Origin of the sequence: Mucilaginibacter ginsenosidivorax (genome assembly GCF_007971525.1) — a bacterium.
Classification (GTDB): Bacteria; Bacteroidota; Bacteroidia; order Sphingobacteriales; family Sphingobacteriaceae; genus Mucilaginibacter; species Mucilaginibacter ginsenosidivorax.
This window is the reverse complement of the sequence record NZ_CP042437.1, coordinates 3132555-3152236: the sequence shown is the minus strand read 5'-3', so window position 1 is coordinate 3152236 and position 19682 is coordinate 3132555. Positions and strand designations below refer to the sequence as shown.

Genomic DNA, 19682 nt, shown 5'->3' with positions numbered 1-19682 from the left:
CCCAGGCAGGCTACTGTGTTTACACATCTGTTTAGAATCGCATCACTAAACAAAACTGATGTCATTTCGAACGAATCAGAGGTGGATTTAAGTGGTGGGGTGAGGAGAAATCTTATACGTCCTACATTCCGACAGGCTTTTTGGGATGTAAATTGTCTAAGATTTCTCTTTCGCCCCCTCACTCCTGCCCCTACTGCTCTATCGAAATGACATTTTCTTTTATTAAAAAGATGGGTACACACAGTAGCTCCGATGGGAGGGGTTTAAAAACATGCCCTTTCAAAAGTCTCCCCTGCCAGGGGAGGTTTAGAAGGGGCTTCTCAAACATTCTGACCGTTTTTCCTGTTACCCCTAAAAAATCACGGAATTATGCAATGGTTTGGCAGGGGCGAAAGCGATAATGTAGAAGATCAGCGTGGCAGCGGCGGTGGTCGCGGTATAGCAATTGGCGGCGGAATACTGGGCCTTATTGGGGCTGTAATTTATATGTTTACGGGGATTAACCCCTCGCAGCTACTTAACCAGGGTGGCGGCGACCAGCAACAACAAACCGAGCAACAAAACCCCAATGCACCCGAAGACAACGGCAAAAAATTTGTGCGTGTAGTACTTAAGGATACCGAGGACATTTGGGCCAAACTATTTAACGATATGGGCAGGCAGTACCAGGACCCTAAGTTGGTTTTATTTACCGATTATGTGCAATCGGCCTGCGGTAACGCCAGCTCGGCCACGGGGCCGTTTTATTGCCCCGGCGACGCCAAAGTATATATAGATTTGAGTTTTTACGACGAACTTAAAACGCGTTTTGGTGCCGGCGGCGACTTTGCCAATGCCTACGTTATAGCGCACGAAGTGGGGCACCATGTGCAAAACCTGCTGGGGGTAAGTGCAAAAATGGACCAGGCCCGCAGCCGGATGAGTGAACGCGAATACAACAAACTATCGGTAAAGCTTGAATTACAAGCCGATTTTTACGCTGGTGTTTGGGCTCATTACGAGCAAAGCATTAATAAGGCAATTAACGAAAAAGATATAGAAGATGCCTTGAATGCAGCCAACGCCATTGGCGACGACCGTTTACAAAAACAAAGCCAGGGCCATGTGGAACCCGACAGCTTTACCCATGGCACCAGCGCCCAGCGTGTTTACTGGTTTAAAAAAGGCTACGAAACAGGCGATGTAAAACAAGGGAACACGTTTGCCGATGACAGGTACGCTTTTCTGGCTAATTAGTCATTGCGCTGCGCGGTCATTTGCTGACGCGTTATTGGTCATTGGTGTGTCGTTTACAACGTAATTGGATTGGCATTTACTATTGTTAAATATCGCATAATACCATTTCTGCCACTTCCTCGCCTACCAAACTTCCCATAGCTACACCCATGCCGTTACAGCGTACCGCGCAGAAAACATGGGGCTGTACCGCTTTCACTATCGGGCTTAGTTGTTCGCCGAAGCCCATGATGCCGCTCCACCAGTAATCAATCTCTGTTTTTTGATCGGGGAGGATAACCTGGTCTAAATAGGTTAAGAGTTTTTCCTTAACCTCATCTGTATGCCCAAACTCCCAGGTTTCTTCGGCCTTGTAATTCAGGTTGCGGCCGCCGCCAAATAGCACACGGTTATCAATGTTCCTGAAATAATAGTACCCTTCGTTAAAATGATAGGTGCCCTTCAGTTTTAAACCATCAACAGGTTTTGTAACCAGTACCTGTCCCCTGCCGGGCACCACATCCAATTCCGGGTACAACTGGCTTGCAAATGCATTTGTTGCCAGTATTACTTTGCCTGCCTTAAAAGTACCCTGTGTAGTTTGCAGCCTAACGCAAGCAGCCTCGTGCTCAATTGCCGATACCTGTACGTTATTTAAAACCAACACTCCCAGCTCATACACTTTATACAATAAAGCCCGCATCATTTTACCGGTGTCAATCTGTCCCTCAAAGCGGTTGTAAATTATGCTGGTTACATTATTGAAGCCAAAATCTGCAATTTTTTCATTCGCAACTGCATAAATGTCAGTGGTCCCGATAATGGGCTGTAATAATTTATTAAGATGATCAACCTGGTCCAACGCGATGCCTGCGGCCTGGGCTTCATCATTCATAAACAATTCGTGCCCGCCATGTTGATGGTAATCAATATTCTTATCCCCAAGGTTTTGCCGCAGGCGCTGCAGGCCGCGCCACTTATAATCAACCAAATGCATGGCCTCGGCTTCTGATGATCGGTTTATTACCTCAATTTGCTCGCTAATTGTACCAAAACAGGCAAAACCAGCGTTTTTAGTACTGGCACCGCTTGGTAAAAAGCCCCGCTCAAGTACCAGTACTTTAAGCAATGGCTGTTGTTTTTTTAAATGCAGGGCGGCACTTAGGCCCACCAGGCCGCTGCCAATGATAATTACATCGGCGTTATCAATAAAAGAAGTTTGCTCCCAGTAGGAAAACATTTTTTTTAAGTCAAAATTAAAAATTCAAAAATCAAAACCTATCTCTGTGGGCATTACTTTTTAACATGCGTATTTGGTACGGAATGGTTTTTGAATGTGATAAGTTATAAATGCATGTGAATGTACGTATATACATTAAGCTTAAGCGGCTTGCTGCATGCCAATCATTTTTGAATTTTTAATTTTGACTTAACAAATGAATCACTTATCATTTATAACAGCCTATATTGGATATAACTCTGCCTGGTTCCTGATGATCCTGGTTGCCATTGTTAGCTTTATAGTACAATGGCGTTTTAAGAGTAAATTTAAACACTACTCAGAAGTTGGTTTGCTATCAGGCCTGTCGGGCCAGGAGGTAGCGGTTAAAATGCTGCGCGCCCATGGCATATTTGATGTACAGGTAATATGCGTAGATGGCCAGCTTAGCGATCACTATAACCCCGAAACCAAGACCGTTAACCTGAGCCAGGATGTTTTTTATAGCCGCAGTGTTGCCGCGGCGGCAGTTGCCGCTCATGAGTGCGGCCACGCTGTACAACATGCACAGGCTTATGCATGGCTCAGCTTCCGGTCGGCCATGGTTCCTGTTATTAATATAGCATCAACACTAACGCAGTGGACATTGCTTATTGGTGTAATGTTGCTCATCTTTTCGCATAATCCTTTTGTGTTGGCTGTTGGCGTAGCAGCGCTGGCATTGGTTACATTTTTTAGTTTTATAACGCTACCGGTTGAGTTTGATGCCAGCCATCGCGCATTGGTTTGGCTCAATAACAACTATAGCATTATGCAAACAACCGAAGAGCACGAACAAGCCAAAGACGCCCTTTGGTGGGCCGCCATGACCTACGTGGTAGCCGCCCTTAGCTCATTGGCAACTTTGCTTTATTACGCATCATTTTTATTTAACAGGCGGAATTGAGTAGCCCCCCAGCCCCCTGAAGGGGGAGTTTTTTGAATTGCATAGTTAAACCTGGTTTTTTGCCGGGTTTTCTTTTACATATAAACATTGGCTATCTTTATACATTAAAGTTCCCCCTTCAGGGGGTTAGGGGGCTTTATTTACATTTCGGTGTAACCTAAGTAAAAGCCCTGTTGTCAGAGAGGTTGTAACACATGCAAAGCAAGCTTTCAGATATCGATCTTATTGAACAAACACTGGCGGGCAACCAATCGGCGTATGCCGACCTGGTGAAGCGGCACCAGCGGTTTGTGTTTACACTTGCTTTGCGTTTTTCAAAAAACCGCGAGGATGCCGAAGAGATTGCACAGGACTGTTTTATAAAGGCGTACCGCGCGCTGGCAACATACGGCGGGCAATCAAAATTCAGTACATGGCTGTACACTATTGTGTATAATACAGCCATGACATTTTTACGAAAAAAAAGAGTAGCAACCGATTCGATAGATGACGAAGCTACCTTTATACAGGTTGAAAACAACGAGTCGGCTTATGATGCCTACAACGTTGAAAATAAATCGCGATCGTTTTATGTTAACCAGGCCATAGCGCAGTTACTGCCCGATGATGCCACCATTATAACCTTGTTTTATAAAGGCGAGCAATCACTGGAAGAAATTGCCCAAACTTTGGGGATGGAAGCCAATACGGTTAAGGTAAAACTATTCAGGGCGCGCCAGCGTTTGAAAGATAAGCTGGAGCGTAATTTAAAACATGAGGTTAAAGAACTGATATGAATACCATAGAAGAAGAACTCTGGAACTATATTGACGGCAACTGCACGCCTGCAGAGCAGGCTGCCATTGCCAGGCTTATTGAGCAGGATGAGGCCTACAGCAAAAAATACCAGGAACTGCTGCAGCTAAACCAGGAATTTGCAGCCATGGAGCTCGACGAACCATCAATGGCATTTACCTATAACGTGATGGAAACCATCCGCACCGAAAACGCGCGCCAGCCGCTTAAAGCGGCTATTGATAAACGTATTATTATAGGCATAGCTGTTTTCTTTATTTTTACCATACTTGCGTTGCTGGTGTTCGCTTTTGCAAACACTCATTCGCAACTGTCGGCATTTGATGTAAAAGTTAAATTGCCGGCTGCTGTAAAACTGCCAAATGTTGCCAATATTTTTACCAGCCCGGTATTTAAATGGTTTATCATGTTTGATGTGGTATTGGCCTTATTTTTATCAGACAGTTATTTGCGTAGAAAAAAAACGACAAAACAGGCCTAAAGTGTTTACCATGTAGTACGCAAAAGTTTACAATTAACTAACACCGGCTTTTTTTTAATTGATATTTATTTTTTAACCGCCATTTTTAACTCATATAGGCATATAATGGCAACTTGCTAAAAAAATTTACGAAGTTTTAATTTTTGGTATAGTAATTGTGTAGGTATATATGAACTGGTAATCCTTACCGGTTTAATTGTGATAAGGTTTAGGTTGAAAGTCGCCCGACGCAAGGTCTGGGCGGCTTTTATTTTTTACATGGAATCCGTCATCGTGAAAACATCAACCCCAAAAACCAACGCAAATTCTTAATTTTCGCAGGTAAACTATTTCATCCGCCTTACCGTATAACCAAAACACAATAATAGCTCACTCCCCTTGATAGCTATGCCAATTGTATACTACATGATAAATCGTTTTGAAACAAACACCGGGGCAGATTTTAATTTCGAACGTTTTTTCGAGTTATCGGCCGATCTTTTCTGCATTGCAGGCTACGATGGCTACTTTAAAAGAATTAACGCCGCTGTTTCAAAAACTTTAGGATATACCAACGAAGAACTTTTTTCGAGCCCGATAAACTCTTTTGTACACCCGGACGACCAGATTATAACCGAAAGAAAACGCGATAACATCAGGCACGATGTACCGCTTTTAAATTTTGAAAACCGCTATATAACTAAAAGCGGAGAGGTAGTTTGGCTTGCCTGGACATCGATGCCCGTTGATAAAGATCAGCTTGTTTTTGCCATTGCCAAAAACATTACCCACAAAAAAAAGCAGGAAGCTGAGCGTAACGACCTGATAACCCACCTCACACAAATAAACGACGACCTGAAACAGCTTACCTACACCACATCGCATGACCTGCGTTCGCCGGTAAGTAACCTGCTGTCGGTTTTTAATTTTATTGATGTTTCAAAAATACAGGACCCTGAAACCATTGAGTTTATCGGCATGCTTAGGTCGGCTTCAGAGAGCCTGAAAGAAACACTTAATAACTATGTAGATGTTTTGAGCCAGAAAGACAGCCTGACCGTTCACCGGGAAAACATCAACATTAACGAAACCTTAAACACCGTTCTGCATTCCGTTAGTTCCCTGGTGCAAGATTCCGGTGTTACCATCAACCTTAGCTTTACCGGCGATTGTATTATTAATTTTAATAAATCGTACCTCGAAAGCGTATTTTTAAACCTCATCACCAATTCAATAAAGTACGCCCGTCCCGAAATTTCCCCGGTTATAGATATCAGCTTCAGGGTTCATAAGGGGTTAAAACAAATATTGTTTGCCGATAACGGTTTAGGTTTTGATATGGACCGCGTTAAGGATAAAATATTCGGATTTCACCAAACGTTTCATCATCACCATGATAGCAAAGGCATCGGGCTATACTTGGTTTATAACCATATTACCAGCCTGGGCGGACAGATTGCCATCGAAAGCAAACCTAACGAAGGAGCCACCTTTATCATATCGTTTAAAGATTAATGTAGGCTGCATTTCAAACACCATTAGCGGTGTTTTTAGAGTAAATCAACTAAAATATACAAACAATTGGGCAATTACTGGCTTTATATCATGGGTAATAAAAACCTTACATTAATTAAACATTGATATTATATACCTTTGCGGCTCGATCCTGACTGGAGGGGTAATTGACAATAATAAAATAACAGCATGTACGATATTTGTTGCGTTGGGCATATAACGTTAGATAAGGTGGTAACGCCGCGTGTAACTGCCCACATGGCCGGTGGCACCTCTTTTTACTTTTCAAATGCCATCCGCAATATGGATGTTAGCTACACGCTGGTAACAACACTTGCCGAAAGCGAAATGGTTGTTGTTGAAAAACTACGCGCCAAGGGCATTAACGTAAATGCCTGCGCCTGCGGCCTTTCTGTTTATTTTGAAAATATTTACTCCGAAAACCAGGACCACCGCACCCAGCGTGTGCTGCAAAAAGCCAATCCTTTTACTGTTGAGCAATTACAGGAAATTGACGCCCAAATTTTTCATTTAGGCCCATTGCTTGCCGATGACATGCCGGTTGAACTGATTAAGGAATTAAATAGCCGCGGCAAAGTATCGCTTGACGTGCAGGGTTACCTGCGCAAGGTTGAAGATAAAAACGTTGTGGCCATAGATTGGGCCGATAAGCGCGAAGCCTTGCAATACATTGATATCCTGAAAGCCAACGAACACGAAACAGAAGTGCTTACCGGCAGTAAAGACATCCACGAAGGTGCCCGCATTTTGGCCGACTGGGGTGTTAAAGAAGTTGTACTTACCCTGGGCAGCATGGGATCTGTAATTTATACAGGTGGCGTTTTTTACAATATCCCGGCCTACAAGCCATCTGCCGTTGTAGATGCAACCGGTTGCGGCGATACCTATATGGCCGGCTACCTTTACCAGCGCATTAAAGGCGAATCTTTTCAGCAGGCCGGTGAGTTTGCCGCAGCAATGGCAAGTTTTAAAATTGAATCATCCGGCCCGTTTACCGGCACCGAGGATGATGTTTTAAACCTTATTGCCCGTGGCGAAAAAACTTACGCCTACTGAGCTATAAATTGGGCCGCGCAACGAATATCGTTAAACGAATGTTCTAAACTACCGTCATTGCGAGGGACGAAGCAATCCCTAACTATGTGGGACTTAGCATGTAGGGGATTGCTTCGTACCTCGCAATGACCGTAGTTTTTTTATTTTCAGATAGTTTCTAATAAGCTTTAGCCATCCAGCTTTGTAACAATATTACGGCCGATATGGTATCTACCAGCTCTTTATTTTGGCGTCCTTTTTTATTCATGCCGCTTTGGGCAATGGTGGCCGATGCCATTTTGGAGGTAAACCGCTCATCCAGCATTTCGATAGGGACCTCAGGAAAAGTTTTTTTAAGCAGCCCCACAAAACCTTTAACATGTATGGCCGATTGCGATGGTGTATTATCCATCTGCTTGGGCTCGCCAACAATAAAGCGCTCCACCTGCTCGGTTTTTAAATAAGTTTTCAGGTAATCAACAATGTACATCGGGTGCACGGTATCCAGCCCAGTGGCTATAATCTGCAAAGGATCAGTAACCGCTATACCAATGCGTTTGGTACCGTAATCGAAAGCCATGATTCTCATTTTTAGATATGAGATATGAGATGTGAGATATGAGATTTCATTTCGTAAAGATAGGAGATGAGACATATGAGATGTTAGATTTTTTACTTTTGGGTAAAATGAGTTTTTCTTAACAAAAAGATGTAGTGGAGATCGGCCAGAAGCGCGGCTCTGTCTCAAATCTCATATCTATCTTTAGATTTTAGATTTTAGATGTGAGATATGAGACGTGAGATTTCATTGCGTAAATGATCTTAGATTTTTTGCTTTTGGGTAAAATGGTTTTTTCTTACAAAAAGCACGGTGCAAATTAGCCAGAAGCGCGGCTCCTGTCTCAAATCTCATATCTCACATCTCAAATCTATTTACTATTTTGCACCAAATGCAGTTTAAGGAAATAGTTGGACAAGCGGCAACAAAGCAAAGGTTGCTTAACTCGGTGGCAGAGAACCGGGTAAGTCATGCGCAATTGTTTTTAGGCCCCGAGGGTTCGGGCAGCCTGGCGCTTGCCGTGGCCTACGCCCAGTACCTGAGTTGCGAAGATAAGCAGCCCGATGATTCCTGCGGCGTATGCTCGTCATGCCGCAAGTACAACAAACTGATGCACCCCGATCTTCATTTTTCGTACCCCTTTTTCGCCAAACATAAGGACGATACCGCCCTTACGTTTATTGAGCAGTGGCGCGAGGCTTTTGGCGCCAACCCATATTTAAACCTGGATGCCTGGCGCGGCTACCTTGATGCCGAAAACAAACAGGCTAATATTAATATAGCCGAGTGTCATCAGATTATTAAAAAACTCAGCTTTAAGCCGTTCGAGTCGGCCTATAAGATCCTGATTCTTTGGCTGCCCGAATATTTGGACAAAGAGGGTAACGCGCTGCTTAAAATTATCGAAGAGCCGCAGCCCAATACGCTGTTTATATTGGTGGCCCAAAACCAGGACCAGATACTGAATACCATCCTGAGCCGCACCCAGCTCATTAAAATACCTTGCCTGCATTCGGCAGAAGTAAAAGAATACCTGATAGACCAGCACCACCAAACCGAAGATGCCGCCGGCGAAATTGCTTACCTAACCAATGGTAACTTAACCGAGGCGCTTACCATGCTGCAGCAGGATACCAAGAGCTATCATGAACTTTTTGTACAATGGCTGCGCCTGTGTTTCAGCAACAAAGGGCTGGAGGTTTTAACTTTTGTAGATAGCTTTGCCAAAATGGGGCGCGAAAACCAGAAGAATTTTTTACGCTATGGTATCAGCTTTATCCGCGAGTGCTGCCTGCTGATGGCCGGTGCCGGCAACCTGGTGCACCTGCCCGCAAAAGAGTTGGAAACCGCCCAAAAAATGACCAACGTCCTTGATATTAACAAGGCTCAATATATAAGTACCGAGCTTGAAAAAGCACACTATCATGTAGAGAGAAATGCAAACCCTAAAATTTTATTTTTAGATGTATCTTTACAGATTATAAAAATATTAAATTTAAAAACCATCCCCTCGGGGAGTCAATATATACCAAGTTAATTATGGGATGTGGAAGTTGCTCAACAGGGGGCGGATGCTCACCTGCGGGCTGCAAAAGTAATGGCTCATGCCTTACCAACGGTTGCAGCAAATTAGATGTTTACGATTGGCTGTCCCACATGGATATGCCAACAAATTATAAGCCTTTTCCTGTTATCGAAGTAAAATTTAAAGGCTCGCGCAAGGAATTTTACCTCAATAACGATAATATTTACCTGGAAGCAGGTGATTTGGTTGCCGTGGAAGCTACCACCGGTGGCTATGATATTGGCCACGTATCTATCACCGGCGAACTGGTGCGCATGCAAATGACCAAGCGCCATGTAAAGGAGGCCGATGTAGTTAAAAAAATCTATCGCCGTGCTACCGTTGCCGATGTGGATAAATGGAAAATGGCCAAGGACCTGGAGTGGGAAACCATGCACAAATCGCGCAAGCTGGCCCTTGATTTAAACCTGAACATGAAGCTGAGCGACGTGGATTACCAGGGCGATAAAACCAAAGCTACTTTTTATTACACTGCCGAAGGCCGTGTTGATTTCAGGGAGCTGATCAAAAAAATGGCCGAAACCTTCCGCATCCGTATCGAGATGCGCCAGATAGGTATGCGCCAGGAAGCAAGCCGTTTAGGCGGTATTGGCTCCTGCGGCCGCGAGCTTTGCTGCTCAACCTGGTTAACCGATTTTAAAACAGTATCTACATCGGCAGCACGTTACCAAAACCTGTCGTTAAATACCCTGAAGCTGGCAGGCCAGTGTGGTAAGCTTAAGTGCTGTTTAAATTACGAGCTGGATACCTACATGGATGCGCTAAAGCACATCCCTGATAATGTAAACGTGCTTAAAACCGAAAAAGGCGATGCCCGTTTGCAAAAAACCGACATATTTAAAAAGATCATGTGGTTTAGTTACCCGCGCGAAGAAGCGTGGATACCCATGCCCATAGCCAAAGTTAAAGAAATTCAGCAGCAAAACCGTGAAGGTATTATACCTGCCGACCTGGGCGAGCTGGAGATGGAAGAAACCGAGGTAATAAAAGCCCTTGACTACGAAAACGTAGTTGGGCAGGATAGCCTTACCCGTTTAGACGACCGTAACCGCGCCAAAAATCAAAAGAAAAACAACAACAATAAAAACCGCAACCAGCAGCAAAAAACTGGCGGTGCCGATGGCAGGCCTGCAAACCAGCCCCGTCCTCAAGGCGCAGCCCCGGTAGCCGAGCGCCCGGCCGGTGCCCCCGAAGGTAACCGCCCGCCAAAGGGCAACAGGCCGCAGCAGCAGGGCAACAAGCCGCCTCAAAACCAGGGCAACCGTACACCACAGCAGCAGGGGCAAAAACCCCAGCAGCAGCATGGCCCGCAACAAGGCCCAAGGCCGCAACAGCAACACGGCCCGCAGCAGGGCCCAAAGCCACAGCAGCAAGGCAACCGCCCGCCGCTGGAAGGCGGCAGCAGACCCGAAGGCAGCGGCAACAACAGGCGCCACAGGCCAAACCGCCCCAATAATCAAAACCGGAACAACAATAACCCGCCACAGGATAATACGCCACAATAAAATGAAACGGTTTATCAAAATACTTTACCCGGCAACATGTGTGCTAATCACCATGCTGTTGGGTAGCTGTACCGATCCCGCCGCAATTGTAGATACCAACACACAAATTGCCGATCATAACTGGTCGTACGTAAACCGGGCTAAGTTTGATTGTAAGATAGATGACGAAAAGGCGGCCTACAACCTGTACTTTAACCTGCGGGTAACCGATGCCTACAAATACTCCAACCTGTTTGTACTTATCCATCAAAAAAGCCCCAACGGCTACATTAAAACCACCCGTTACGAATTGAAACTGGCCAGTAAGGATGGCCAGTGGCTGGGCAAAGGATCGGGCAATTTATATAGCTACCAGGTGCCTTTTCAAAGCGGTTTTAAATTCCCTGCTAAAGGCATCTACCATTTTGAGATTGAGCAAAACATGCGCGACAACCCCCTGCACGAAGTGAGTGATGTGGGGATACGGGTGGAGAAGGTGAGGTAATTGCCAGCCAGGCTTCCGTAATTAATCGAACAATGAAGACATGAAGGAAAGTATCGGTGTTCGGTAACTCACCTCAGGCAATCGTATTTATCCTTTTCAGCTACCAACGGTTAACCTTTTCAAGATAATACACTTTTTGCTCCATAGGAGCTACCTCTTCAGGATCAACTTTTAAAGGCGATTGACCAGATCCTTCTCTTACTTACAATTGACTACGGAACTATATAGCCCACGCCAAATATCGTATGCGTATAGGCCTGCCCGTTTGTATCCTGTAGTACTACTTTATCATCATTGTAAATGGTGTAGGAGATGGTATTGGAAACATCAGACAGCAGGCTAAATGAAAGGAAGCCCGTTGATTGTAATTGTTCGGAATAAGTATAGGTTGTTCCCTTGGCTACAGCTAACGAATTTGCCACTAATTTTTCTGCTGCGCCGGCGGTTGTAGAGGTTGTTACCGTTAAATTAAAGTCGGCGCTGCCGCTAATGGTAATTTTAACAGTATGCAGGGCCGGCGTAACCGTATTATTCTTCTTTGAGCATGATGCAGTCAAAATGCAGAGGATGGAAATCGCTATTAGTTTTAATTGCTTCATAAGTTGTTTGCGGGTTTAAAATTAGGTGAACATTGCTGACTAATATACTACCGATCAGCACTCATCATATCAAGTTTTTCAAAATACTCCAGCTTCAGCTCCTCCCCGTCAAATACTGCGTAGCTAAAAAAATTAACCCATTCGCCAAGGTTAATATAACGGCTCCCGGGTGTCATTTGTATATCTAAAGGCAGGTGGCGATGGCCAAACACCAGGTAATCATAAAAATTTGATTGCAGTTCTTCGCGGCAAAACGTAACCAGCCACTCCTGTTCGCCGGGTTTGTGATCTTCTTTTTTTGAATTGGCAATGCGGCTGTTGGTCGACCAGTAATTGGCTATGCCAACACCAAAGTTAGGATGCAAACGGGCAAACAGCCACTGGCAAAACCGGCTGCGAAAAAAGTTTTTGAGCAGCTTATAAAAGTTATCGCCGGGCCCCAGGCCATCGCCATGATGCAGGAAGAATTTTTTGCCGCCGCGCTCAATTTTCAATTCATTGCTGATGATGGTGGCGCCAAGTTCCTTTTCAAAATAATCAAACATCCACATATCATGGTTGCCTTTAAACAGGTAAAGCTTTACACCGGCATCGGTAAGTTCGGCCAGTTTGCCCAAAAAACGGATATATCCTTTAGGGACAACGGTTTTGTATTCAAACCAAAAGTCAAATACATCGCCCATTAAAAAAAGTTCGGCAGCATCGGCTTTAATGGTATCCAGCCATCGTATTATCCTGTCTTCACGGGCGCGGCTACTGCCGAGCGCCCCGGCGCCCAAATGAAAATCAGAAGCAAAATAAAGTTTGTTACGGGATGGCATAGGCGGCAAAAATACAGTTATTGAGCGAAAGGAAAAAATGGGGGATTTGGCGAGGGTGTAGGCTTCCTGATGTCGGAATACTGAAACGGAAACCATCGGTTTGAACGCCGGTCACCACTCACCCCGGCTACGCTGCGCTGGCCGCCCTCTCTCCGGCTGCGCCGCAAAGAGGGTGAACCTCATTTTTTTACTCTTTCTTGCCCCTCTATGCGACGCAGTCGGAGAGAGGGGTGACGGGCGTAGCCTCGTCGGGGTGAGTCGTCTCCGCCATGCGATTAAGCTAACGCCTTTATGATTACTAAAAATATTAACCTAAATTTGCTAATATTTTTATCAAAATGAATGCAGAGATACTTATTATTGCCTCGGTTGTTATACTGCTGATAGCCGTTTTGCTGTTTATTAAAAAGCCCAAAGCCATTGAGTTGATCTCGGCAAACGATTTAAACAAGCTGCGCTCAGAGAGTGATCAGCTTAAAATTGCTTTGGCCAAAGCCGAAGAAAAAGCCAGCGGCCTGGCGGGCGAAAAAGAAAACATTACCCAATTTTTAAAAGACGAGAAAAACCGGCTGCTGGATGAGTTGCTATATGAACGCACCCAGTTGGCTGCTGCCAATAAATCGTTGGAGAATGCACGCGCCTACTATACATCGCAGCAGGAAAAAATGCAGGAGCAAAAGGTGGAGATAGAACAGATACGCACGCAGTTTCAGCGCGAGTTTGAGAACGTGGCCGAAAAACTGCTGAAAGAAAAATCAAAAGAGTTTATTGATGTAAACCGCAACAATCTTGATCAGATTTTGAATCCGCTTAAAGAAAACCTGAAAGCTTTTGAAGATAAGGTAGAGAAAGTTTACAATATGGAAGCTGCCGAGCGCAACACCCTGAAAGGCGTAATAACCCAACTGATGGACCTGAACAAACAGATAAGCGACGAGGCACAAAATTTGACCCGGGCGCTTAAAGGGGATAACAAAAAGCAAGGCAACTGGGGCGAGGTGATCCTGGAACGGGTGTTGGAACGGTCGGGCCTGGTGAAAGACCAGGAGTACCGGATACAGGCTGCCATGCAGGCCAACGACGGCACCCGCTATCAGCCCGATGTGATTATCGACCTGCCGGATGAAAAACACCTGGTTATCGACTCAAAGGTTTCGCTGATAGCTTACGAAAGGCTGATAAGCGCCGAAACTGAAGAAGACCGTAAGCTTTTTGCCAAAGCGCATGTCGAGTCGATTAAAAACCATATTGGTGGTTTATCGGCCAAAAAATATCACGATCTGTATAAAATAAACTCGCCCGATTTCGTACTGCTTTTTGTGCCGATAGAATCGTCGTTCAGCATAGCTGTACAACTGGATGGCGAGCTGTTTAACTACGCCTGGGATAAAAAGGTGGTAATAGTAAGCCCATCTACCCTGCTGGCTACCCTGCGCACCATTGCCAGCATGTGGAAACAGGAGCGCCAAAACCGGAACGTACTGGAGATAGCCCGCCTAAGCGGCGATATGTACGATAAATTTGTGGGCTTTTTAGGCGATATGGATAACATTGGCAAAAATATTACCTATACTCAAAATGCCTATAACAGCGCGGTAAATAAACTATCAGACGGCCGCGGAAACCTGACCACCACAGCCGAAAAAATCAAAAAACTGGGCGCAAAAGCCGATAAACAAATTGACAACAAGCATTTGGGAGAAGAGTAGCTAAAACAATTAAGCATAAAGTGCAAAGCCGATAAATCGCATAATTTACACGAGTTTCGGTTTTTTGCCGGGTGCTAAAACCATTAAGCTAAAAAATCCACCCCGTAACAGAAGGTGGATTTTTTTGATGTATATATGTTGAAACTTTGCCCGTAACCGGGAAACTTAGTTGGTCATTTTAGCAATATTGAAGCTTTCGAAGGCCATTTTTTGATTGTACTCGTTGGCAATGCCCTTATAATTAATCAAGTCGACGATGGTACCGATAAAGCAAAAGCCTGCGGTAAAAAAGTATACAATGCCCATTCCAATCTGGTCGGTCAAAAAACGTTGAATACCTGATACGCCCAGGAAACCCGCAAGCGTGGCCAGTAAAATATCCTGGGGATTGCGGCGTTTGCTGGCGTAAACACCCATAAAATAACGTTGTTGATTTTCGGTCAAAGCGGCGGTGGCCTGTTGTACAAAAGAAAATTCTTCGGGAGTCATTCCGTCGAACATCATATATGAATTTGGGTAAGTGCTCATTTTAGTAATGTTTAATTTTGTGTTTGTTTTGATGACATAAAGGTACACCGGCACCCCAAAAACACCTACAGGATATAGGTTAGCAGGGCTAACAAGTCGGTGAAACCATGAGTTTTAGCGGTGAAAAGTACCTAACCTAAATCCTCTCCAAAAAAGAGGGTTTTAAAAAGCCGGCTGGTGGTAATAAAAACGCCTGTATTGTAGGATATGCTTTCAGTTTTTTGTACTTTTGTGTACAGCCTTGTTTACCGTGCCGGGCAAATAGCAACCAGTCGGTTTTCTATAAAACGCAAAGACGTTGTTTTTGCAAAAACACCATTTAAGTTATTGGTAATAAGGAAATTGTATGTTTAAAAAAGCATGCAAAAGTGCATGAAAGGTGTGTAAATAGTGATAATAAGTATACCAAAAGTATATTAATTGTACGCATTAGTATACTATTTTGCAGAGGCCTGTAATAGACACAAAATATTCCGTCACGGGAATAAGTCAAAGCGCTGCCGGGTCAAAATATATATCCGGTGAAAAATAACCAGTACGGCCGGTACACCCAGCCAATGCGCATGAAATGAATTGGAGATTTGCCCGTGAAACAGGTAAATGATAGCGTGCCCCAAACCGCAGCCGGGGCACCAGGTTATCCCCATCAGTTTTAAAGGGCACAACGTAAAATGCGATGTGGCCTGCGGCGACGTAAACGCCAGGCACAACATCGCGGTGATCCAGAAAGTGAGTTCAAAATAGTTGCGAAATAGCCGTTTAATCAACCTTATTGGATTTATTGGTAAACAGTAAAGATACTGCAAACGCCAATAAAACGCCAACTAACAAGGCACCGAAGATGCGGCCCGAAAAATCGCGCAACGTATTTGCAGACGATACATAACTAAAATATAATATACTTGCAAAAACGGTTACAATTCCGCCGGCAATTAAAATTTTAAAGCTTTGTATCAGGGCCTCTAAAAAACCCATCTGCCCCTTGCATTCGTTTTGCCTATAACTGTAAATGCCAATAAGCAATCCTATGGCCGGTATAATAAACGAAAAGTATTCAAGCGTGGCTACTTTGTCGCTGGTGGGCACAATGCCCGAACTGTGCATCACAAACATCCAGATTCCGCTCAATACGCCAATAATAACGCCCCAAATAATCGCATTCTTCATAATAATAACATTTTGGTTTAAAAATTAGGTTCAGCTCCGGGGGGAAATAATACCCTAATTTATCATTAAAAAGTAAATAAGCCATCATATTGTTTGCATTGTTTTATAGTATTTATACCTGTTTATTTAAAAAGGCTTTTTTGCGTACATTTGCAGCAGTTTGAACATCCGTGATATATTAGATAGGTATAAAGCTGATGACCGGATTAAAGCATTAGCCCTTGCGCTTAATGCTTCAAAAAATCCAAGGGTACAGCTGCGTGGTTTAGTCGGATCGAGTGATGCGGCCATGGCGGTAGCATTATATTTTTTGCAGCACAAGCACATGGTGTTTGTATTGCCCGAGCGAGAAGAAGCCGGCTATTTCCAGGCAGACCTGGAAAACCTTACGGGGAAAGAAGTACTGCTTTTTCCCTCATCATACCGCAAGCCATTTGAATTTACACAGCCCGACAGCAGCAATGTATTAGCGCGCGCCGAAGTATTGAACGAACTTAACCACGCTTCGGAATTTGGCCAACTGATAGTTACCTACCCCGAGGCCCTGGCCGAAAAGGTAATTGACCGGGCGTCCCTTGAAAAAAACACGCTTGAAATTGCAGTAAGCAATAAACTCAGCATCGAGTTCATCAACGAGTTTTTAATTGAGTACGATTTTGAGCGCGTTGAGTTTGTGTACGAGCCGGGGCAGTTTTCTGTTCGCGGCGGCATTGTAGATATCTTTTCGTTCTCGCACAACCTGCCTTACCGGGTGGAGTTTTTCGGTGATTTTATTGAATCTATCCGCACATTCGAGATCGAGAGCCAGTTGTCCGTCGAGCAGGTAAAAACCATTACCATTGTGCCCAATGTACAATCTAAATTTTTAACAGAGAGCAATATTTCGTTGTTGGAATATGTAGAGCCGGGTACCCAGGTTTGGATTAAAGATGTACAGTTTACGTTGGATATCATCCAAAGTGGCTTTAAAAAGGCCACCAATTTATGGAAAGCATTGTCTGCAGACGAAAAAAACCAAAACCCGGACTGGATTGATCCTAAATTTGGCTTTACCGACGAGAAACTGATTGCCGACCAGCTGTTTGATTTCCCCGTGGTGGAGTTTGGCAAACAATTTTTTTATCAGCCAAGCGCGTCAATCAACTTTGACATGCGCCCGCAGCCATCTTTCAATAAGGATTTTACGCTGCTGATCCATAACTTCAAAAATAACGAGGCGGAAAAGATAGAAAACTTTATCCTTACCGATTCATCGCGCCAGGTGGAGCGTTTGTACGCTATATTGGATGATTTGGATAAAACGGTAAAATTTACGCCAATAAGTATATCAATCCGCGAAGGTTTTGTTGACCACGAGCAAAAACTGGCCTGCTATACAGATCACCAGATTTTTGATCGTTATTATAAATACAAGCTTAAAAAAGGTTATCAGCGCTCGCAAGCCATTACCCTAAAAGAACTGCGCGACCTGAAACCAGGTGATTACGTTACCCATATTGACCACGGTATAGGCAAATATGCAGGCCTGGAAAAAGTAGAGGTAAACGGCAAACAGCAGGAAATGATCCGCCTGATTTATGCGGATAACGACTTGCTTTATGTAAACATTAACTCGCTTAACCGCATATCTAAATATAGCGGCAAAGAAGGCACCGTTCCACGCATGAACAAGTTGGGCACCGACACCTGGGAACGCCTGAAAAAAACAACAAAAAAAAAAGTTAAAGACATAGCCCGCGACCTGATTAAGCTTTATGCCCTGCGTAAAGCCCAGCATGGGAATGCCTTTTCGCCCGATAGCTACCTGCAAACCGAGCTGGAGGCCTCGTTTTTGTACGAGGATACTCCCGACCAGGAAAAGGCCACTGCCGACTTTAAAAAGGATATGGAATCGCCGCATCCTATGGACAGACTTATCTGTGGCGATGTGGGCTTCGGCAAAACCGAAGTGGCCGTTCGCGCCGCGTTTAAAGCCGTTGCCGATAGTAAACAGGTGGCCATATTGGTGCCAACCACCATTTTAGCGGCGCAGCACTACAAAACATTTACCGATAGACTGAAAGGCTTCCCGGCCAATATAGATTACATAAATCGCTTTAAAACCAGCAAACAGATAAAGGATACGTTAGAGAAGCTGAAGGAAGGCAAAGTAGATATCATTATAGGTACCCACCGCCTGGTAAGCAAGGATGTGAAGTTTAAAGACCTGGGGCTGATGATCATTGACGAGGAGCAAAAATTTGGCGTAAGTACCAAAGAGAAGCTAAAGCAAATGCGCGCCAATGTAGATACGCTTACATTGACCGCTACGCCGATACCCCGTACCCTGCATTTTTCGCTGATGGGCGCGCGCGATCTATCTATCATATCCACACCACCGCCAAACAGGCAGCCAGTGGTTACCGAACTGCATGTATTTAACGATAAACTGATAAAAGAAGCTGTTGAGTTTGAAATTGAGCGCGACGGCCAGGTTTTCTTTATCCACAATCGTGTAGCCGATTTGCCGCAATTAGGTGGCATGATTCACAAACTGGTACCTAAAGCCCGCATAGGCATCGCCCATGGCCAGTTGGAAGGTGATGCGCTTGAAGATGTAATGCTGAAATTTGTAAACCACGAGTACGATGTACTGGTGGCCACAACAATTATTGAGGCCGGCCTGGATATCCCGAACGCGAACACAATTATTATAAATTACGCCCACATGTTTGGCCTGAGCGATTTGCACCAGATGCGCGGCCGCGTGGGCAGGAGCAACAAAAAAGCTTACTGCTACCTGCTGAGCCCGCCGTTATCAACGCTCACCAACGAAGCCCGCAAGCGCCTTAGCGCCATTGAGGAGTTTAGCGACCTGGGCAGCGGCTTTAACGTAGCCATGCGCGACCTTGACATCCGCGGTAGCGGAAACTTGTTAGGTGCCGAGCAAAGTGGCTTTATTGCCGAAATAGGCTTCGAGATGTACCATAAAATTTTGGACGAAGCCATCCAGGAGCTTAAAGACGACGAGTTTAAAGGCGTATTCCCCGATGATAAACCAAGGCCTTATATTTCCTTTACCCAGATAGATACCGATCAGGAGATATTGATCCCGGATGAATATGTAACCAACCTATCCGAACGTTATAACCTATACACCGAGCTATCTAAACTGGAGCGGGAGGTTGAACTATCGGCTTTTCAACAGCAACTGCATGACCGTTTTGGGCCAATACCGCCGCAGGTGCATGACCTGTTGAATACTATGCGCCTGCAATGGATGGGCAAGGCCATTGGTTTTGAAAAAATCTCGTTGAAAAAGAATGTGCTGCGTGGTTATTTCATTACCAACCAGCAATCATCGTACTTTGAAACCGAAGCATTCCACAATGTGCTTGCTTTTGTGCAGGCCAACCCAAGGCGCACTAATTTAAAAGAAGTTAAAAATACCTTGCGGCTGAGCGTCGAAAACGTGCAGAATATTGACCAGGCACTGGTGTTTTTGAATGAGATGGCGGGGCTGGTTGGAGCGTAAGCGAT

General features: G+C 44.6%; 18 protein-coding genes. 11 read left to right on the top strand and 7 right to left on the bottom strand.

What is annotated here, in order from left to right; genetic code table 11:
- Positions 1–369 precede the first annotated feature (369 nt).
- The gene (ypfJ, locus tag FSB76_RS13140) at positions 370–1236 is read left to right on the top strand and encodes a KPN_02809 family neutral zinc metallopeptidase (protein ID WP_147054008.1); all 867 of its coding nucleotides are present in this window, start codon (positions 370–372) and stop codon (positions 1234–1236) included.
- Between the two features lie 85 nt (positions 1237–1321).
- On the opposite strand, the gene FSB76_RS13135 is transcribed toward ypfJ, so the two are convergent.
- Positions 1322–2455 carry an NAD(P)/FAD-dependent oxidoreductase gene (locus tag FSB76_RS13135; RefSeq protein WP_147054007.1) on the bottom strand — a complete coding sequence of 378 codons (1134 nt, stop codon included), beginning with the start codon at positions 2453–2455 and terminating at the stop codon, positions 1322–1324.
- A gap of 196 nt (positions 2456–2651) precedes the next feature.
- Here FSB76_RS13135 and FSB76_RS13130 point away from each other — a divergent pair, with 196 nt between their 5' ends.
- From FSB76_RS13130 to FSB76_RS13110, 5 genes are all read left to right on the top strand, one after another.
- A complete protein-coding gene (locus FSB76_RS13130) occupies positions 2652–3380 on the top strand; it encodes a zinc metallopeptidase (RefSeq protein WP_147054006.1) in 729 nt (242 codons plus the stop codon).
- Between the two features lie 194 nt (positions 3381–3574).
- Complete coding sequence (locus FSB76_RS13125) at positions 3575–4156, top strand: RNA polymerase sigma factor (protein WP_147054005.1); 582 nt, start codon at positions 3575–3577, stop codon at positions 4154–4156.
- Positions 4153–4656 carry an anti-sigma factor family protein gene (locus FSB76_RS13120; protein ID WP_147054004.1) on the top strand — a complete coding sequence of 168 codons (504 nt, stop codon included), beginning with the start codon at positions 4153–4155 and terminating at the stop codon, positions 4654–4656. Before FSB76_RS13125 ends, FSB76_RS13120 begins: the two co-directional genes overlap by 4 nt.
- Before the next feature lie 387 nt (positions 4657–5043).
- A complete protein-coding gene (locus tag FSB76_RS13115) occupies positions 5044–6150 on the top strand; it encodes a PAS domain-containing sensor histidine kinase (RefSeq protein WP_225976502.1) in 1107 nt (368 codons plus the stop codon).
- A gap of 189 nt (positions 6151–6339) precedes the next feature.
- Entirely contained in the window at positions 6340–7227 is an 888-nt protein-coding gene (locus FSB76_RS13110; RefSeq protein WP_147054003.1) for a PfkB family carbohydrate kinase, read from the top strand.
- Between the two features lie 157 nt (positions 7228–7384).
- Here the strand turns inward: FSB76_RS13110 and ruvX are convergent, their stop codons facing one another.
- Positions 7385–7795: a Holliday junction resolvase RuvX gene (gene ruvX / locus FSB76_RS13105; protein WP_147054002.1), complete on the bottom strand. Its 411-nt coding sequence runs from the start codon at positions 7793–7795 to the stop codon at positions 7385–7387.
- A gap of 361 nt (positions 7796–8156) precedes the next feature.
- Between ruvX and FSB76_RS13100 the strand changes: the two genes are divergently transcribed.
- From FSB76_RS13100 to FSB76_RS13090, 3 genes are read left to right on the top strand one after another with little or no spacing between them, the layout of a single operon-like run.
- Positions 8157–9302: a DNA polymerase III subunit gene (locus tag FSB76_RS13100; RefSeq protein WP_147054001.1), complete on the top strand. Its 1146-nt coding sequence runs from the start codon at positions 8157–8159 to the stop codon at positions 9300–9302.
- Between the two features lie 2 nt (positions 9303–9304).
- The gene (gene ricT / locus FSB76_RS13095; RefSeq protein WP_147054000.1) at positions 9305–10855 is read left to right on the top strand and encodes a PSP1 domain-containing protein; all 1551 of its coding nucleotides are present in this window, start codon (positions 9305–9307) and stop codon (positions 10853–10855) included.
- Position 10856: 1 nt separating this feature from the next.
- Entirely contained in the window at positions 10857–11339 is a 483-nt protein-coding gene (locus FSB76_RS13090) for a gliding motility lipoprotein GldH (protein ID WP_147053999.1), read from the top strand.
- A gap of 212 nt (positions 11340–11551) precedes the next feature.
- Here FSB76_RS13090 and FSB76_RS13085 read toward each other — a convergent pair whose 3' ends face one another.
- Positions 11552–11938: a hypothetical protein gene (locus tag FSB76_RS13085; protein WP_147053998.1), complete on the bottom strand. Its 387-nt coding sequence runs from the start codon at positions 11936–11938 to the stop codon at positions 11552–11554.
- Positions 11939–11985: 47 nt separating this feature from the next.
- Entirely contained in the window at positions 11986–12759 is a 774-nt protein-coding gene (locus FSB76_RS13080; protein ID WP_147053997.1) for a UDP-2,3-diacylglucosamine diphosphatase, read from the bottom strand.
- A 338-nt stretch (positions 12760–13097) separates the two neighbouring features.
- Between FSB76_RS13080 and FSB76_RS13075 the strand changes: the two genes are divergently transcribed.
- Positions 13098–14468 carry a DNA recombination protein RmuC gene (locus FSB76_RS13075; protein WP_147053996.1) on the top strand — a complete coding sequence of 457 codons (1371 nt, stop codon included), beginning with the start codon at positions 13098–13100 and terminating at the stop codon, positions 14466–14468.
- A 165-nt stretch (positions 14469–14633) separates the two neighbouring features.
- Here the strand turns inward: FSB76_RS13075 and FSB76_RS13070 are convergent, their stop codons facing one another.
- The 3 genes from FSB76_RS13070 to FSB76_RS13060 form a co-directional block, all read right to left on the bottom strand.
- Positions 14634–14996: a TM2 domain-containing protein gene (locus FSB76_RS13070; RefSeq protein ID WP_225976501.1), complete on the bottom strand. Its 363-nt coding sequence runs from the start codon at positions 14994–14996 to the stop codon at positions 14634–14636.
- 476 nt (positions 14997–15472) lie between these two features.
- Positions 15473–15763: a DUF2752 domain-containing protein gene (locus FSB76_RS13065; RefSeq protein WP_225976500.1), complete on the bottom strand. Its 291-nt coding sequence runs from the start codon at positions 15761–15763 to the stop codon at positions 15473–15475.
- Positions 15756–16163 (bottom strand): DUF4199 domain-containing protein, encoded by a 408-nt coding sequence (locus FSB76_RS13060; RefSeq protein WP_147053995.1) that lies wholly within the window; start codon positions 16161–16163, stop codon positions 15756–15758. The genes FSB76_RS13065 and FSB76_RS13060 overlap by 8 nt, the downstream gene beginning before the upstream one ends.
- A 160-nt stretch (positions 16164–16323) precedes the next feature.
- On the opposite strand from FSB76_RS13060, the gene mfd reads away from it, so the two are divergent.
- Positions 16324–19677, top strand: a complete 3354-nt coding sequence (mfd, locus tag FSB76_RS13055) for a transcription-repair coupling factor (RefSeq protein ID WP_147053994.1) — start codon at positions 16324–16326, stop codon at positions 19675–19677.
- Positions 19678–19682: the final 5 nt, after the last annotated feature.

Bases quoted from the DNA above. Each gene is read 5' to 3' on its own strand.
- ypfJ (WP_147054008.1), top strand. From the start codon at position 370: ATGCAATGGTTTGGCAGGGGCGAAAGCGATAATGTAGAAGATCAGCGT.
- FSB76_RS13135 (WP_147054007.1), bottom strand. From the start codon at position 2,455: ATGTTTTCCTACTGGGAGCAAACTTCTTTTATTGATAACGCCGATGTA.
- FSB76_RS13130 (WP_147054006.1), top strand. From the start codon at position 2,652: ATGAATCACTTATCATTTATAACAGCCTATATTGGATATAACTCTGCC.
- FSB76_RS13125 (WP_147054005.1), top strand. From the start codon at position 3,575: ATGCAAAGCAAGCTTTCAGATATCGATCTTATTGAACAAACACTGGCG.
- FSB76_RS13120 (WP_147054004.1), top strand. From the start codon at position 4,153: ATGAATACCATAGAAGAAGAACTCTGGAACTATATTGACGGCAACTGC.
- FSB76_RS13115 (WP_225976502.1), top strand. From the start codon at position 5,044: ATGCCAATTGTATACTACATGATAAATCGTTTTGAAACAAACACCGGG.
- FSB76_RS13110 (WP_147054003.1), top strand. From the start codon at position 6,340: ATGTACGATATTTGTTGCGTTGGGCATATAACGTTAGATAAGGTGGTA.
- ruvX (WP_147054002.1), bottom strand. From the start codon at position 7,795: ATGAGAATCATGGCTTTCGATTACGGTACCAAACGCATTGGTATAGCG.
- FSB76_RS13100 (WP_147054001.1), top strand. From the start codon at position 8,157: ATGCAGTTTAAGGAAATAGTTGGACAAGCGGCAACAAAGCAAAGGTTG.
- ricT (WP_147054000.1), top strand. From the start codon at position 9,305: ATGGGATGTGGAAGTTGCTCAACAGGGGGCGGATGCTCACCTGCGGGC.
- FSB76_RS13090 (WP_147053999.1), top strand. From the start codon at position 10,857: ATGAAACGGTTTATCAAAATACTTTACCCGGCAACATGTGTGCTAATC.
- FSB76_RS13085 (WP_147053998.1), bottom strand. From the start codon at position 11,938: ATGAAGCAATTAAAACTAATAGCGATTTCCATCCTCTGCATTTTGACT.
- FSB76_RS13080 (WP_147053997.1), bottom strand. From the start codon at position 12,759: ATGCCATCCCGTAACAAACTTTATTTTGCTTCTGATTTTCATTTGGGC.
- FSB76_RS13075 (WP_147053996.1), top strand. From the start codon at position 13,098: ATGAATGCAGAGATACTTATTATTGCCTCGGTTGTTATACTGCTGATA.
- FSB76_RS13070 (WP_225976501.1), bottom strand. From the start codon at position 14,996: ATGAGCACTTACCCAAATTCATATATGATGTTCGACGGAATGACTCCC.
- FSB76_RS13060 (WP_147053995.1), bottom strand. From the start codon at position 16,163: ATGAAGAATGCGATTATTTGGGGCGTTATTATTGGCGTATTGAGCGGA.